Below are 14,649 nucleotides of genomic sequence, written 5' to 3' on the forward strand. Positions count from 1 at the left end.
AATGAGCCTTAAATTTTCACCTATCGATTTCTACAAGGAGCTCGAATCTTCGCTGCCGACAAGCACTGAAGACCAAAGAAAAGTATGGGCGACTGCCATTATCGAAAAAAGCATAGCCATCAAAGATCTTTCGGGATTATTGAAAGGCGAACAGAAAATCGCCTCTCGGTTTCTGTGGCTGTTGGGAAGGATCGGAATGTCAAATCCGAATACGTTATTTGTCGAACTTCCTTTTTTATTGGATTTTTGTGACCAGGTCAATCCTATCTACAAAATGTCCTTTGCCAATTTTTGGCTGATCGCAGGCGTTCCTCCCGAAAATGAAGGAAAAGCGATCGACTTGTCGTTCAAATGGCTTTTGTCTGCCGATACGAATGTCACGATCAAATCCAGATCGCTTTCGGTGCTGTTCAAACTCACAAAAAAATACCCTGAACTCAAAAACGAGCTAAAATTTTGTCTGGAAGACCAGATGGACAAGCACTCGAACGAATTTAGAAAGAAAGCTACCAAAATACTTCTGGAAATAAGTCAGTAATCTGCTGTTAACCGCGGCTCGTCTCCAGTTCACGCGAACGAATCTTTTCTTAACTTCGTCAGCATCATGATTTACAATATTCTAAACGGTGATGCGCTTGCTTATAGTTTTCCCGACAGTAAAATCGAAGGAGACATAATCGTTGTCAGGGAAGCGCTTATTGACGGAGACTTGTCGGGAAATGACCTGCACGCCTTCTGGCATTCAAGGGCTGAATACCTGCAATCGACAGAATCGGAGTATCACGACAAAGTGGTAAGTGAATTTGAAAAAATAAGGAATGCTCCCGAGGATTCCGAATTCAATCTTTGGTTTGAGTACGACCTGTTTTGCCAGGTAAACATGTGGTTTGTCATTTGGGTCATCAATAGTTTTTCGGCAAAGAAAAAAGTGTATGCGGTTTACACATCTTATCTGGACAGCAGCAGCAAGCATTTTTGGAACGGGTTCGGACCGGCCGATTCCGATCAACTTCAAGTTTGTTTTTCCGACAGAATCCTTTTAAACGATAATGATCTGCAATTAGCGGATGACTTATGGACGGCTTATAAAAACGGCGCCCTCGAGCAATTGGCCCGGCTTGCGACACATCGATCTTCTGCTTTTCCTTATTTACGGGAAGTAGTGGAAGCGCATATCGGGCGTTTCCCGAAAGAGGGTACGAAAGCAAGGCCTGAACGAGTTTTGGAAGACATAATTAAAAATAGTTCGACCGACTTTCACGAAGTATGCAAAGAGTTTTGGAGAAGGGAAGCCATTTATGGATTCGGCGACACCCAAGTAAAAGAGCTTTATGATAAAGTGATGTGTCATCGCTGAAAACCCATCCGCAAAATGAACAAAGAATCAAAGCCTTTCCCGATATTGACTAGCGAAAGATTGACGCTTCGGCAACTTTCGCAAACTGATGCCGAACGAATTTTGCAATTGCGTTCGGATCCCGAAATCAATAAATTTCTCGACAGAAAACCAAGTAAAACACTGCAAGACGCTTCAACCTTCATCCAAAGCATAATTGAAAACGGAGGCGACGGACTTTTTTATTGGGCAATTACAAGAATCGGTGATGAAAAATTGATCGGTACTATTTGTCTGTTCGAATTTTCAAACGATGGGAAGAAATGTGAAATCGGATACGAGCTTTTGACCGAATACCAAGGGCACGGATTCATGATTGAGGCTGCGCAGAAAATAATCGGATTTGCAGGTAAAACGCTTGGATTGAAAACGGTGGATACCGTGACGCATAAAGACAACAAAAGTTCGACCGGACTTCTCCTTAAATTAGGCTTTGAGGAATTGGAGGATAGTGATGTAGGGAATCGGGATTTGATTGTATTCAGGTTAGCGAGATAGGAATCGATCGATGTCTGGGAGCTTTCCAGAACTTCGTATCTTCACGCATAGGAACCCTTTCCGGATTCTCCATTTTTTTCAAATTATGTCGAAAAAAAAAGCAAAAGAAATACTGACTGACTTCGGAACCGTGCTGTTTCTGGTGCTTTTTCCGCATTTCGTCCCGCTTCCTTTTTATTCGTACGCGATAATTTGTTTTTTCGTGCTTGTGGTCGTATTAAAGCGAAGCGGCCGGAATTTGGCGGACATCGGCCTACTCAAACGCGGGATGACCTCAAAGACTATTGTAGTTGGGATTATTTCCGCACTCATTTGGGTAGCGTTCATGCGATGGGTTTTCGCGCCGCTTATTTCCTTTTTTTTCACGGTTCCGGACTACACGGAATATGATTTTATTCGGAACAACATTTCCAACCTTATCATAACGATCGTCGCAGCATGGGTGGTCGGAGGATTTTATGAAGAAGTGGTCTTTCGCGGTTTCATCCATTCCACTTTCAAAAAATATTCGAATTCCTTTTGGCTAAGCGCCTTTTTTACGAGTGTGCTGTTTGGGGTGTACCATTGGCAGCAAGGCATCTTCGGAGTCGCTGCGGCCACGTTGGGAGGTCTTTATTGGAGCCTGGTTTTCAAATATTCGAAAGAGAATTTATGGAGCACGATATTGTCGCATTCCATTTTTGATACGATTACGTTGCTATTGATCTATCTTGGGTTGTTCGGCTAGGAATGTCGCTTCGGACGCTGAAACAAAGAATAATGACCGTAAATGCATCCTATGAAATCACTTTTCAAAAATAAAGTTTTGCCTTTCGCTGCGATCGCGATGTGTTTGAGCTGTTCTTCAAGATCACAGCAGCTCACCGAAATTTCATGTGCTTCGGGCGGAGGCGAATTGGGAATTTACGTAACGTTAAGGGTTACCAGGGATTCCCTCATAACACAATATAGGGATGCCCCGAAGAAGCTGGACTTCATCGAAAAGAATAAAAGCGGCCTTTGGGATTCCCTGACCAAAAACATTACCGTTGCCGACCTGAAAACGCTCAAAAGCAACAAAAGCACCGCCTACATTGACGATCCCGACGAATTCCTGACGGTTAAAACCACAGAAGGCGATCTGTCGTTCATCAATATAAAAACCGAGGAAATCAAAGACAAACGGTTATTGGAATTCGTCGAGATTTTGCAGGGCAAGCAAACGGAAATTTATGAGAAGCACAGATAGTAAAAAGACGACATGGGACATTACAAGGTAAACTCCACCGACTCGAGAAATTTCAGCTTGTCAAAAAGCGATGTTCTTATCGGCGAACTGAAATATTCAAAATGGTACTCGTTCAAAGCTGAAGTATCTCTTGCCGACGGATCCATTTATACACTTGAACCGAAAGGATTCTGGGATTCCAAGATCGAATTAAGAAAAGGTGACAAAACGATACTCTACTTTGAAATGGGCTGGAAAGGAATTGTCATTAACTTCATCGAAAGCGAAAAGAAATACCTGCTCAGGTTAAAAGGCCTTCTGAGCAGCAAATATGTCCTGGTCGACATACATGACAAAGAATTATTGGCCGTGGAAACCAATTTTAAATGGAGTAAACTGACGTTTGACTTCAACATAGAGACTTCAGGCGAATTCGACGAATTTGACAACAACGAAGTTTTACTGTTGACGACCCTGCATTGCATAAATTATTACATGGCCTTTGTCAATTCGACAGTCTAATGGAACCTACAACAAACGAATATAAAAAGTCGTTCAAAAAAGGATTGACGATTGTGGCGGTCATCATTTTCGTTCCGCTTGTCCTGCTTCCTTTGCTGAATTGGTTTATGGGCTATCACGGATACGAAAAAGAAATATACCGACGGAATTCGTGGGGCGACGTATCCGAATCAAAATACAGGGAAGCATTTGAAAAGAAACTGCATTTCATTGCGTACACCGAAGTTGATTCGATCGATTTCGATTCCCTCGATTTTTTTATCGAAAGAGGATATAAATACGGTTATTTCAGTTCCGCCAAAAGCAATTTCGATTTGGGAAAAACAAACTATCCGTATCAGGTTTCCCATACCGACAGGACGAACCATAATTTAGTAGTCTATCACATCTTAAATCCATCTGCGCCGGATTCGGTAGGTGAGCACGGGATAGTTCATTTAAAAAATCCGAAACTGTCGGATACATTACTGATGAGCATCGGGGCTTTTAAATTTATCGATAACAAGGCGCGATGGGATTCGATCGGTTATATAAAAGTGTTTGAATGAAATAACTGCGACCCATCACGATTTCCGCCGTTGAAGATTGACGGGCGCAGCCTCAGATGATGGATTGATTAAAAAACAACAGCTAATGAAAATCTGTATTTCTCTATTGCTCTTGATTGTGTCGTATGCCGTAAAAGCAGACACGATCACGACCTGGGATGTATACTACAACAATAAACTGCTCAAACAATCCAACGCGAATACGGGTTCAAAAGAAATCCGGATCAAGGCATCGGATTACAAAACAGGCGATTACCTGGCAATCAAATATGGTGACGACATGCCTTGCCATGAATGCACATACGAACTGAGTGTCGTGGTGGAAGGAAAAAACCACATTTTGACCCTGATATGAAAAGACAAATACAAATTGATCAAAATAGATATGAAAAGCATGATCGCCAAGTTCAGATCGGACAAGCGTAATGATTTTTTTGTGGTTTATTTTGCCGAGACCGATAAAAAAGGAAAGCTAAATTCCGGACCGAGGTTGTTCCATATAAAAATCACTTAGCCATATGAAGCTTCCTGATCATCGCTTTGAAATGAAACAGGAAGCGTTTGTTTTTATATCATAATATGTTTTCCGTAAAAGCCGCGACGACATTTTAAAAAATCTGTTGTTTTTCAGGAATCCCGATATCGACGCCGACACGATTTCGATACATGGCGTGAAACTCGGCGATTCCTACTACAAGTTTGCCTCTATATTCGATCCGCTTGGAATCGAGCAGCTCAGGCTGGATAAAGCGGATGAATTCGTCATTCGGCTCAAAGCTGTCGGTTCGGGGATCAAATTTGAGAATGACCGCGTTACGGGAATCTATTTTTTATTGGATGATTTCAAATTTACCGTCGCCGAGATGACTGCGATGTTCGGCCCATCCGGGAAAGCCAAAGGCGGTGATATGTTCGATGACGATAATGTTTGGTATCGGGATATATCGGATGACGTTTTCATTTACCGATCGAAAAACATCCGCTTCAAAAAACAGTACGCCTTCCTTACTTGCGAAGCATACACAATGACACTATCGGAACGAAGAAGGCGATTAGACTATCACTAACTTACATTGCGCTAACTTGCCGCGACCACTTCCATTCCCGAACTCTGTGTTTTCTACACTTTTCAGGTCGGGCCGTCGCCGGTTATGGACACGTTCGGCCAACGTTCCACCTCTTTATACCCTTATGAAATCCTTAGATACGTTCCATAGCTTAGATGCCTCCTCCTTATCCAAAGCGTAGTGTGCAACACCCTCAAAAATCGCAGGCCGTTTGTAAACGGTGGGAGCCTCGTTCGAATTCTCGAAATAACGGCCGCCTATACCATCCAATAGGGGTGACGCCGCCAATAATACCGATGTCGCCGCTCCCTGCTGCGGTGTCTTATGGAATTCCGGCTTAGACTGCAGTTTGCCGCCTACATATTTTTGCAGATTGGTCTGGATCGCGCCCGGGTTCAACGCATTCACCCTGATTCCGTCGTCAGCCCATCTTTTATCGGCCTCGATCGCGAACAAGATACAGGCCGTCTTCGATTGCGCATACGCGTTCCAGGCGTCATACGGGCGGAAATCGAAATTCACGTCGCCAAAAACGACAGGCGATAAAAGGTGGCCGCTGGAGCTTACCATTACGACTCTCGCCGAAACCGTCTGCCGAAGGAAGGGATGCAAGCCCCTCGTCAGTGCGAAGTGCCCCAGGTAATTGGTCATGAATTGCATTTCTATCCCGAATGAGGTTTTTTGGAGTTCGGGCAGGGCCATGACTCCGGCATTATTGATAAGGACATGCAGCGGCTCGGTCCATTGCCCGACAAACTCATTTACCGATTCCAGACGGCTAAGGTCAAGGTGGCGCACCTCGACATCACGATTGCCCGTCGTTGACCTTATTTCCCGGGCGGCTTTTTCCCCGGCCGATATGTCTCTGACAGCCAGCGTTACCGATGCCCCGGCCTGAGCCATCGCTCTGGCCGTCTCTATCCCGATGCCCGAATTGGCACCGGTTACAATGACGTTCTTTCCCGAAAGATCTATTCCGTCTATTATCTCGCTTGCCTTGGATTGGAATCCGAATTTTGTTTTTATAAGGCTCATGATTGTGTTTTTTGCAGTTATTCTATTGTTAGCCCGGTCTTCCACTAACTGTTTCCTATCAGAGATAAGATTGGCTTGAGCCGTCCCTGGCCGCCTTTTCTACGGCATCGATCATTTTGTGGCGAAGCAAGGCATCTTCGAACGTCGGAGCCTCTCCCGACTGTATCAGCATATAGTTCTGTCCCACGCTGGCCGGGATGTAATCCAGGCCGTAATCCGATACAAGGTTATAGCTTTGAGGTACCGGCGTCGGTTCCATCGGTCCGTTCAAACCGGCACTTATCCTTATTTCGGGTTCGAATACCGCAAGGCTGCCGCCTGCAGCGCTGATTTGTATATCCCCTTTTGTGCCGTTGATTTCCCAGAAAAAATTTGTTCCCGGAAACATACCTCCCCTAAAATGGATGCTGGCGACCGCGCCCGAAAGTAACTTGCCTGTAACAGCAACTTGGTCTGCGATTTTCATGGGGATGATATCTCCGTCTTCGACAATCGTGGTGGTCGCTCTTCTGGTGGCCGTCGTGGCGTTCAGCTCAGAAAATTCGCCCAGCACATAGCAAAGTGCGTCGGCCGCATTCCCGAACGTTACGTTTATCATCCCGGCTCCGTTTACGGGATCTACGGTATAGTCATTCGCCTTAGGCGTAAATTCCCCATAGATGATCCCGCTTCCAATCATACTCGTCGACAACACTTCGCCTATATTCCCCTGATCGATGTAATCCTTGATGAACCGTATGGCCGGTACCGATCTGGACTGTAATCCGATATATCCCTTGACGTTTTTTTCCTCAGCTAATGCGGTAAGTTTCTCTGTCTCCTGCAGGTTTTTTCCTAAAGGCCATTCACTGAACACCGATTTCCCATTTTCGATGGCTGTGCGCACCGCATCGAAATGCAGCGGTACCCGAATGGCGACCAATATCATATCCACGTCCGGGCTTTTGGCCAATTCTTCGCTTCCGGCGACAATATTTGCCACGCCGAATGTCTTGCTTAAAATTTCGGTGTTCGCCGCGTTCCTGTTCGACAAAGCGCTTATTTCATACCCCGGTAACGATTTCAACGCAGGGATGTGTGCCATGGACGCCCAGCCTCTTTCCGGATTGGCACCTATGATTCCGATTCTTGTTTTTTTCATTTTCTTGTGATTAAGTATTAATATCCACGTACGGACCGGCAGTTTTGATTCGAGTCCGTCGGTTGTAACGGTCAATGTTGGCTCGCCTAACTTAAGCCGAAATAGTTTCCGGATAAACGACCCGAGAACCAATTGGCGTGAAGTATATTATCGAACGTCGAATCGGCGATATGCCTAATTCGTTGCAAAAGTAGCCTTCGATCAGCAGTTCCGACATGGACAAAAAAGACTATTCTTTGGACAAATCGGCAACAACCGAAATGCCTGTTTTGTCCCGGAAGATTTGGGGTGAGACCCGTGTATGCTTTTTGAACATCCGGCTAAAATAAAATTGATCCTCGAACTTAAGCGTATAAGCAATCTCCTTGATACTTTTTCGGGTGAGGTGCAATTCTTGTTTCGCTGCCAGGATGATCCTTTCAGCGATGAGCCGGGACGGCGTCTTCTTGAAATATTTTAGGCATCGCCGCCTGAAATTATTGGGCGACATGCGCAACAGTGCCGCATAATCGCCTGGCTTACGAAGATCTCGATACCGCTCTTCCAGCAACTTCCGGAACAATTCCATTTTGTCGTCCCGGACAAACGGCGAAAATTGCCCGACAGTATCGGCCCTGACTTCGCTTGACTTCGCCAGTAAAAGCTGTAGAAAAGCTTTCAGAACTATGTCTGAGGGCCCGTTCTTCAGCAATTCTTGTTCCAGCAAATCCAGTAGTATGCTAAAGTTCCGGTTGTCGGCATCCGCAGGTGTTATCGACGGTTCAGTATAAATATTATCGAAAAGCACCCCGTTGCAGGCGACCTCTTCCTTGTGCTTTTCGATACAATAGAAATCAGCATGGAAACGAAGCAACGAATAGTCCAACGGATGAGCTTCCTGTATGCCGATGACCTGCATAGGGGAGGCGAAAAGGATAACGGGCGCACGGAAAGGCATGGAAAGCAAGTCGGAATAAAAGACTCCCTCGCCCTGATGGACAAAGAAAATCGCGTATTCGCTGAATTGTGTGGGATGCGACATGTCTATTCCGCTGCGTCGTAGTCCTAACAGGCATTCTCCGGAATCCGCAAGGAATTTATTGACATATGGCACGCCTGTTCTGTTATGTTGCGGGTACATGGCTGTCTGCGTAGTTAAGCGAACTGGTTCACTTTAATTCCTAGTTTTTTTATCTTAGAATACAACGTGGTAGCCGGAAGTTGCAGGATTTCGGCTGCACCGCCCACGCCCGACACTTTCCCTTTGCATTGTTTGAGTACAAATGATATGTAGTCCCGTTCATTGTCGTGCATGGATTTGAGGACATACTCGCTAAGGACCGGCGAGTTCGAAGGGGATGGTACGGTTCGCTCGAAATACAGGTCTTTAAGGACGCTGCCTTCACCCAGAAGCATCGCGCGATATATCCTGTTTTCGAGTTCACGAATGTTTCCCGGCCAGGAATACGCGGCCATTTCCTGGAGTACATCGGCAGATATGTCACGGACGGCCGTCTGGTGCCGTTGGCAGTAAAGAGCTACGAAATGACGCGCCAGGGATTCGATGTCATCCATTCTTTCCCGAAGGGCCGGGATACGGATCGGGAAGGTGAGGAGCCTGTAATAAAGATCAAGGCGGAAGCGCCCCGCGGCCACTTCTTCCTCAAGGTTTTTGTTGGTGGCGGCAATTACCCGTACATCTACGGGAATCTGGATATTGCCGCCAATACGCTCAATGGTCTTTTCTTGCAATACACGTAACAGTTTCACTTGCAGAGCGATAGGTAGTTCCCCGATTTCATCAAGGAAAATCGTTCCCCCTTGGGCCATTTCGAATTTTCCGGTATGCCGTTCGGTAGCTCCCGTGAACGATCCTTTTTCATGTCCGAACAAAATAGATTCCGATAACGTATCGCTGATCGTTCCGCAATTGACGATCACGAATTGCTTTTCCTTACGGCCCGAAAGCTCGTGTATCACCCGGGCAACTTTTTCTTTTCCCGTTCCGCTTTCCCCCAATATCAGAACCGATGTGTCCGACGGCGCGACTTTTCGTATGTAATCGAAAACCTCGATCATTTTTTTACTCCCGCCAATGATCCCAAGATTGGGCGTATCGGTCTTTTTTTCGACGGCCACCTGTTTAGGTATTTCTGTATTGTCGTCCCTGAAAAGTTCCGAGATGGACTTGGAAATTTTAAGGAGGATTTCCAGGTGCTGCTCACCATAAAAGTCCTCATCCCGCGAATACGCTACGATGTAAAGGCATCCCGAGTCTTTTGCTTTACAGCGGACTGAAATTCCCGATCTCATGCCGAAGGCTGTCGCGGCGAAACGAACCATTCGGTTTTGTGCACACGCCGCGGTAAAGAGCGTGCCGTTTAGGAGGGCAGAGTCTATCGGGGTAGGAATCGACGAGAGCAGTTCACGTTGCACGTCGATGTCGATATCGCTCATTTTTAAGATACGCGAATGGTCGAAAAGCTCGTAATCGGTTGCAGTTTTCCGCAGGTAGCATGACACATGGGGCTCCCTGCCCGTGTGCAGTACCGACATGAAGTCAAACGGGACCGACAATTGCAACGCGTGGCACACTTGGGTGAGCTTTTCGGGCAGCGTCGAAAAAGATTCCCCGATCTGGCGCACCTTTTCCTTTATGACGCGCTGTTGCTGCAATCGCATCTCGATACTGTGGTTGTGTCGGTATGAGGCGATTTCGAGCGTGGTTTTCACGTCCACCTCGCGAAACGGCTTGACGATAAATCCATAAGGTTGTGTTTTTTTTGCCGCATCCAGTATTTTCGCGTTAGAATTGGCCGAGATATAAACGAATCCGATGCCTTTTTCGCGTAATTTTTCGGCCAGTTCTATACCGGTCTCCGGACCTTGGAGGAAAACATCGAGGCACACGAGATCGGGCTTTTCGTTGAGTACCATTTCCCATGCCTGCGAAACCGAGCGCGCCGTACCCACCACATCATGTCCCGATTTTTGCAGTATTATCTTCAAGTCGTGCGCTTCGACGAACTGATCCTCGACAATCAATATCCGCTGTTTAAAAATCCTTTCCATAGATTTCTTGTTTTTCAGTTCATATTACGGGCTCTTTCATGTCGAATATCAACGAAATCGTCAATCCGTCTTTATTCTCGACTTCCAACAAGGCGTTCAGTTCGTCGGCGAGCCCGCGTATCAACTGCATCCCGAACGTTTCTGTAAAGCCACTTGCGGTGGGGGCCGTATGCAGTCCTTTGCCATTATCCGAAATTGAGAATAGAAAGCGTTTCTCAGCTATTATTTCTGATAATACGGTAATGGTGCCGCCATCGGGTCCGAAGGCGTGTTTGAGGGAGTTTGTGATCGCCTCGTTCAAAATCAATCCGAGTGAGACAGCCTGCGAAGCCGGAAGTTCGATCGGCGCCAGCCTGGTGAAAAAACGGATCTTCTCTCCGTTATCTAATGTAGATTTGAAATATTCAGTCAATTCTTCGATATATAGTGACATCTCTACAAACGAAACGTCTTTGGACTGATATAGCTTTTTATGAATCAGGGCCATGGAGTTGATACGCGCTTGGCTGTTCTGTATGGCCTTCATCGCCGATTCGTCGCGTGTATAGTGCGATTGGGCATTGAGCAGGCTCACGACCATTTGCAGGTTGTTCTTTACACGATGATGGTTTTCTTTCAGCAACCATTCCTTTTCCGCCACCAGACGCTCCAAAACGCTGTTCTTTTGGTTTATTTCGTTTTTTTGCGATTCAAGCATCCTGTTTGTTTTTTGTTTCACCCTGTATCGTCGATAACCGAGCAAGAGGGCCACGCCCAAGCCCGAAAGCACGGCCATGCTCACGTTCCTGACCAAGTTTGCGCGTGAAAGTTCGTACTGCTGTATTTTAGCGTTTTTAGAGAGCTCCAGGTTACGTTTTTGTTGTATGGCGAGGTTTTTCTCTTTTTTTTGGGTTTCAAACGCAACCTGCATCGCCGCGAGGCTTTTGTTTTTTTGTACGTTAAGTATCGAGTCACCGATTTTTTGCGATGCCTGCAGGTGTTCGATGGCTTTCTTGTAGTTGGCCTCGACAGAATCCAGTTGGAACTGCATCCGTTCCGCATCCCGCATCCCTTTCAGGATTTTGAGGCTTCCGTTGACTGCGGCGAACTTTCGGGCATAGGTGCGTGCGTTCCCGTATTGGCCCGTCGCGAAGTAATATTTGAAAAGAGGACCCGAAAAATACAGCTGTTCTTTTGCATCGTCCGGGAAACGATCTGATACAGGCTTTGCCTTGGCGACGTATTGTTCCGCTTCACGGAATTTTTTGAGGGATACGTACGTGACGATAGCCCTCGACAAAAGCATGTACTTTCCTGACGGTATCAGGTAATCATATTCTTTTTCCATTTCTTTCAGGTAGGAAACTGCCTGTTGTGGCTGGCCGAGCTGCATCAATACCAGGATGACGTTTCCCAGTACCATGGTGTTCAACTCACGGTCGTCGTACCGGCTTGAAATGGCATACGCTTTCAGGAAATAGTCCCTCGCCCGTGCTTTCTCTTTTATGTTCGACAGCGTGATGCCCGCGTAGTTGAGTATCTCCGCCGCTTCGGGAGAGTCGTCGTTCCTCTTCTCTACCAGCGACACGGCTTTGAGCTGATATTCGAGCGCCTTTTCATAATCTCCCTTTTCATTATAAAGCAACCCTGCCAGCGAATAAGCTCTTTGAGCGGAATCCGGGCTGGAGGAATTGTAAAGTGAAAGGCTCTTCTCCAACGCCTCCAGGGCCTCGGGTATCCGCGCCGCCTTCATGTATACATCGGCATAGGCCGTCCACGCCTGAGCTTCGCCCTTTTTGTCGTTTGCGTTCCTGAATGCGTCTATGGCAAGTTCTATGTTGGGCAAGTGCTCCCAGGGATAAGCTTGGTAATTCGCGCTCACTAAGGTCATATAGGCATATCCCAGCGACTTCGACTTCTGCGATTTATACACATCTATTGCCCTTAATGCGTAGTCGGCGGCGATGTCACCTTCCCGTAAAGCACGATAAGACTTGGAAGTCAATAAATAATTGTCGGCGATTTTTTCCTTATCGGCGGCCGTCGCGAGGAGTATTTTTTCACTCTGGAGCGAATAGTATACCGCGCTGTCGGCGGCGGTGGGCATAGACAGTTTGCGGGCATTTTGCAGATAAAAGCCGGCTAAAGCCTGAAATACCTCCGAAATTGCTTGTTGCGACGCCGCTTTTTTTAACCTAAGGTGCAATGCGTCGGGACCGGGATCAACTTGGCAACACGCGTGCCAACAATACAGCATCCCCGTCAGACAAATGACAGCTCTTTTCATGGCACATGTTTTTGGAATGCTACCGGGGCGTGTAACAATGTTAAATATAGTAAAATAATGCATCATTTACATGAAAAATATATAAGAATTGTTGTGATTTAACGTTTGTTTAAACGTTTGTATATCGTCGCCGCCGGACGTCTGTTCGTGTACTCCACACGCTCTCAATTATTGATGATGAAATCAAATGCGTATCCGGCCTCTTCCTTCCATCCGGGCGAACCCACCACGTAGTAATTGCTGCCCGTGAATTCTTTATACGCCGTCACCGAGTGCGGATTGCCCCGTTTATATTTCAAATAGTTACGGTAGTTCAGCCCCGCACCGACTATTTCGTCCGAATCACCCGCGATGAACAATAACGGCCCGTGGGCGGAGCTATATTCGATGCGATGCTTTTTCCCGAACAAGTCCCGCATTAAACGTTTGGACTCGGGAACCGCATATTTTTCATAAGATTGTATTTGCTCGTCCACCGTCATGCCGTTCGTGATACGCCATTTCCAATCCGACAGGCTCACCATATATCCCTTTTTAAGGGAGCCGAACAATCCTATCGGTTTCCATAACGCATACAGGAAAGAGGGCACATAATAAAGCGCTCCGGCCGGCGGAAACGAATGGATGGCGATGGCGGCCTGCACCAGGTTGCGATGCAGCAAGATTTGCGCGACCAGCCCCCCGAGTGAATGCCCTATAACGATAGGCTTTTCGGGAAGCACACTGACGGCCGCCTCATAATGGGCAAGCACATCCTCAAGACCAAGGCGCGCCGGCGATTTGTCTTCCTCGGCCGGTTTCGCGGCGATCGCGTTTTTTTCAGGCCGGGGTAGGAGTACGGTACGGAAGCCCTTGCCGTTGAAGAACTCCGCCCAATTCTGCCAGCTATTGTGATCTATGAAGGCGCCGTTGAGGAATACTATCGTTTTCGACGTGATGATGCCCATCTAAAAAAAGAGATTTGGGAATTGATGTCTGGACAAAGGGAGGGGAACGTTTGAAAAAGACAATGGGTGATCCGTGGGTCCTCTTTTTTTCCTGTTGAACAACGTTTCGGTTATGCGGAATGCGAGCATGGTCGGGTCGCACGTGTGGTCCACGTGGAGGTTTTCAAGTCTCGGCACGTCGACGTTCGGATGCCTCTGCATTTTATGGCGCAGGATGTTCATGTACGATCCGATGACATGGCGTACGCGGCGGTCGACGTCCTCATGTCTCAAGAGCCGCAGTGTGGGCAAAGAAAGGTCAATGATTGCGCTTTGCCTCTTTTTCTTGATTGTCGCCACCAATGTTTCCGAAATTGTTATCCCCGATAAAAATGCCGCTTCTATCCTTCCGGGATCCGCGATCACCCGTCCATTTTCCGTTTCGAGGTAGAGTTGCCCGCCGTTGTGGATGAATACGTTCACTTCAGGGAAGCATCGTTCGACCTTGTCCAGCAATGCTTCGACCTCCCTGCTGTCAGACAGGTCGCAGAACAGCACGGTGATATTCGGTGATTCCGCCTCAAGGCGCGCCAGCGATCTTTTGTCGATACCGGTGGCAATGACCCTGTTGCCCATGGCCGATAGTATACGGGTAAGGTGAAGGCCGGTGCCTACGTTCCCGCCCGTAATCAAAATAGAATTCTTGTTCGTTTTCATGCGATGCGTGTATGTTTGACTTGAATATGCCATCCAATACCCGTACCGTTTGCATTAATCCCCAAATGGCGGCAATTCACGGACCATGCTTTTACGATATCTCGTAATTGTCGGTAATGATAATCGATATATAGTAAATATCGGGCGCCGTCCGTTTCCTTTATGTCATGGCGTCCGGGCTTGCTCGTTTTCCGAAGTGGTTACTAAATATCGACACGATCCTGTAAAATTACGATATATAGTACCACAAGAGCAATTTTTAAAAATATAACTAT

16 protein-coding genes are annotated in these 14,649 nt (G+C 46.8%); 9 read left to right on the plus strand and 7 right to left on the minus strand.

Going from position 1 to position 14,649, the window contains the following annotated elements; translation table 11 throughout:
* The first annotated feature begins 1 nt into the window (after position 1).
* The 9 genes from HZF10_RS01780 to HZF10_RS01820 all read left to right on the plus strand — a co-directional run bounded on the left by HZF10_RS01780 (position 2) and on the right by HZF10_RS01820 (position 5,238).
* Positions 2–538 carry a hypothetical protein gene (locus HZF10_RS01780; RefSeq protein ID WP_176004457.1) on the plus strand — a complete coding sequence of 179 codons (537 nt, stop codon included), beginning with the start codon at positions 2–4 and terminating at the stop codon, positions 536–538.
* A 66-nt stretch (positions 539–604) separates the two neighbouring features.
* Positions 605–1,357, plus strand: coding sequence for a DUF1835 domain-containing protein (locus tag HZF10_RS01785; protein ID WP_176004458.1), 753 nt, complete (start codon positions 605–607; stop codon positions 1,355–1,357).
* Positions 1,358–1,372: 15 nt separating this feature from the next.
* Complete coding sequence (locus tag HZF10_RS01790) at positions 1,373–1,894, plus strand: GNAT family N-acetyltransferase (protein ID WP_176004459.1); 522 nt, start codon at positions 1,373–1,375, stop codon at positions 1,892–1,894.
* 85 nt (positions 1,895–1,979) lie between these two features.
* Positions 1,980–2,621: a CPBP family intramembrane glutamic endopeptidase gene (locus HZF10_RS01795; protein WP_176004460.1), complete on the plus strand. Its 642-nt coding sequence runs from the start codon at positions 1,980–1,982 to the stop codon at positions 2,619–2,621.
* Between the two features lie 51 nt (positions 2,622–2,672).
* A complete protein-coding gene (locus HZF10_RS01800; protein ID WP_176004461.1) occupies positions 2,673–3,122 on the plus strand; it encodes a hypothetical protein in 450 nt (149 codons plus the stop codon).
* A gap of 12 nt (positions 3,123–3,134) precedes the next feature.
* Entirely contained in the window at positions 3,135–3,623 is a 489-nt protein-coding gene (locus HZF10_RS01805; protein WP_176004462.1) for a hypothetical protein, read from the plus strand.
* Positions 3,623–4,171: a hypothetical protein gene (locus tag HZF10_RS01810; protein ID WP_176004463.1), complete on the plus strand. Its 549-nt coding sequence runs from the start codon at positions 3,623–3,625 to the stop codon at positions 4,169–4,171. The genes HZF10_RS01805 and HZF10_RS01810 overlap by 1 nt, the downstream gene beginning before the upstream one ends.
* Positions 4,172–4,256: 85 nt before the next feature.
* On the plus strand, positions 4,257–4,526 hold the full coding sequence (locus HZF10_RS01815; RefSeq protein ID WP_176004464.1) for a hypothetical protein: 270 nt from the start codon (positions 4,257–4,259) through the stop codon (positions 4,524–4,526).
* 265 nt (positions 4,527–4,791) lie between these two features.
* Complete coding sequence (locus HZF10_RS01820; RefSeq protein WP_176004465.1) at positions 4,792–5,238, plus strand: hypothetical protein; 447 nt, start codon at positions 4,792–4,794, stop codon at positions 5,236–5,238.
* 114 nt (positions 5,239–5,352) lie between these two features.
* Here the strand turns inward: HZF10_RS01820 and HZF10_RS01825 are convergent, their stop codons facing one another.
* The 7 genes from HZF10_RS01825 to HZF10_RS01855 form a co-directional block, all read right to left on the minus strand.
* Positions 5,353–6,273 carry an SDR family NAD(P)-dependent oxidoreductase gene (locus tag HZF10_RS01825; protein WP_176004466.1) on the minus strand — a complete coding sequence of 307 codons (921 nt, stop codon included), beginning with the start codon at positions 6,271–6,273 and terminating at the stop codon, positions 5,353–5,355.
* 58 nt (positions 6,274–6,331) lie between these two features.
* Entirely contained in the window at positions 6,332–7,414 is a 1,083-nt protein-coding gene (locus tag HZF10_RS01830; protein WP_176004467.1) for a Gfo/Idh/MocA family protein, read from the minus strand.
* A gap of 229 nt (positions 7,415–7,643) precedes the next feature.
* Positions 7,644–8,534: a helix-turn-helix domain-containing protein gene (locus HZF10_RS01835; protein WP_176004468.1), complete on the minus strand. Its 891-nt coding sequence runs from the start codon at positions 8,532–8,534 to the stop codon at positions 7,644–7,646.
* Between the two features lie 14 nt (positions 8,535–8,548).
* Positions 8,549–10,465, minus strand: coding sequence for a sigma 54-interacting response regulator (locus tag HZF10_RS01840; protein WP_176004469.1), 1,917 nt, complete (start codon positions 10,463–10,465; stop codon positions 8,549–8,551).
* Positions 10,466–10,484: 19 nt separating this feature from the next.
* Complete coding sequence (locus tag HZF10_RS01845) at positions 10,485–12,731, minus strand: tetratricopeptide repeat-containing sensor histidine kinase (protein ID WP_176004470.1); 2,247 nt, start codon at positions 12,729–12,731, stop codon at positions 10,485–10,487.
* Positions 12,732–12,895: 164 nt separating this feature from the next.
* Positions 12,896–13,678, minus strand: coding sequence for an alpha/beta fold hydrolase (locus HZF10_RS01850; protein WP_176004471.1), 783 nt, complete (start codon positions 13,676–13,678; stop codon positions 12,896–12,898).
* Positions 13,679–14,374, minus strand: a complete 696-nt coding sequence (locus HZF10_RS01855) for an SDR family NAD(P)-dependent oxidoreductase (RefSeq protein WP_176004472.1) — start codon at positions 14,372–14,374, stop codon at positions 13,679–13,681. It lies immediately after the preceding gene.
* Between the last annotated feature and the right edge of the window lie 275 nt (positions 14,375–14,649).

Origin of the sequence: Flavobacterium agri, assembly GCF_013401995.1 — a bacterium.
Lineage (GTDB): Bacteria > Bacteroidota > Bacteroidia > Flavobacteriales > Flavobacteriaceae > Flavobacterium > Flavobacterium agri.